Consider the following 1,352-nt stretch of genomic DNA (forward strand, 5'->3'; position numbering starts at 1 on the left):
CACTCACCCGCCCGCGCCCCGCGCGGGCCCCGTCCCTGTTCTCCCCGCACCCCTATGCGGACTTGCCCGACCCCAAGGAGCGTGGACCGCCATGAAGAACCCCGGTGGACGACGTACGGCTCGCCGATTCGCCGCCACGACCGGAATCAGCGCGGTCGTCGCGGGCACCATGCTCGTCCCGGGCACCGCCTACGCGGAGCCGACCCAGGACGAGGTCGAAGACAAGATCGAGGAGCTGCGCGAGGAGGTCTCCACCGCGGTCGAGGAGTACAACCAGGCCAAGGAGGACCACGACGTCGCCGAGACCCTCTACGAGGACCTCGACGAGCAGGTCGGCGACGAGGAGGAGCGCTACGAGGAGCTGCGCGGCAAGGTGCAGGAGCTCGCCAGCGCCACCTACCAGTCCGGCGACCTGGACTCCATGGCCAACATCCTCTCCTCCGAGGGCCCCGAGAGCCTGCTGGAGCAGAACGCCGACCTGAACTACCTGTCGGAGGCCCAGAAGGCCCAGCTCGACGAGTTCGGCGCCTCCCACGAGCGGCTGTTCGCCCTCAAGGACGAGGCCGAGGAGGCCCTGGAGGAGGCCGAGACCGCGCTGGAGGAGGCCGAGGAGGCCAAGACCAGCGTCGAGGAGAAGCTGGAGGAGCAGGAGACGCTCCTGGCCCAGTTCCCCGACTCCGACCCGGCCGCCGAGGGCGCCGACAGCAGCGGCGGCCAGTCCTACACCGGCTCCGCCTCGGGCAGCGCGGGCGCGGCCCTGGACTTCGCCTACTCCAAGGTCGGGCTGCCCTACGTCTGGGGCGGCACCGGCCCCAACGGCTACGACTGCTCCGGCCTGGTCCAGGCCGCCTGGCGCGCGGGCGGCGTCGACCTGCCCCGCACCACCTACGCCCAGGCCGAGGTGGGCCAGCGCATCTACGACATGAACGCCCTCCAGCCCGGCGACATCATGTTCTTCTTCGGCGGCCTGACCCACGACGGGCTCTACGCCGGCAACGGCCAGATGGTGCACGCGCCCAGCAGCGGCCGCAACATCGAGGTCGTCGGCCTGGCCGCGTACTGGGCGAGCGAGTTCCAGTTCGCCGTCCGCCCGTAGGCAGTCCTCCTTCGGACCTCCGCTTCGCCGTGGTCCGTGTCCGGGCGTCCGGAGCACGGGAACCATCCCCGGAGCACGCAGGGCCGTCACCCGCCGGGTGACGGCCCTGCACCGTTTAACGGACAACAGCCCGGTTTTCGGACACGCAGCACCAACCGGTGGAACATCACGAAAAGGTTGAGAGCGACCCGGCGGATGCACTAGTGTTCATCGCCGAGCGCGGTTGCCACCTCATTCACCGCCCCCTGGCGGTGAC

At 70.3% G+C, this 1,352-nt stretch carries 1 protein-coding gene; it reads left to right on the forward strand.

Translation table 11 applies throughout. The annotated features are described in order from the left end of the window. The first annotated feature begins 91 nt into the window (after nucleotides 1–91). The gene (locus tag DQW06_RS20570; protein ID WP_013154160.1) at nucleotides 92–1,096 is read left to right on the forward strand and encodes an NlpC/P60 family protein; all 1,005 of its coding nucleotides are present in this window, start codon (nucleotides 92–94) and stop codon (nucleotides 1,094–1,096) included. The last annotated feature ends 256 nt before the right edge of the window (nucleotides 1,097–1,352 follow it).

The sequence above is a fragment of the Nocardiopsis sp. TNDT3 genome, assembly GCF_003427465.1.
Classification (GTDB): domain Bacteria; phylum Actinomycetota; class Actinomycetes; order Streptosporangiales; family Streptosporangiaceae; genus Nocardiopsis; species Nocardiopsis dassonvillei.

Coding starts and splice junctions, on each gene's coding strand:
- DQW06_RS20570 (WP_013154160.1), top strand. CDS start 92: ATGAAGAACCCCGGTGGACGACGTACGGCTCGCCGATTCGCCGCCACG.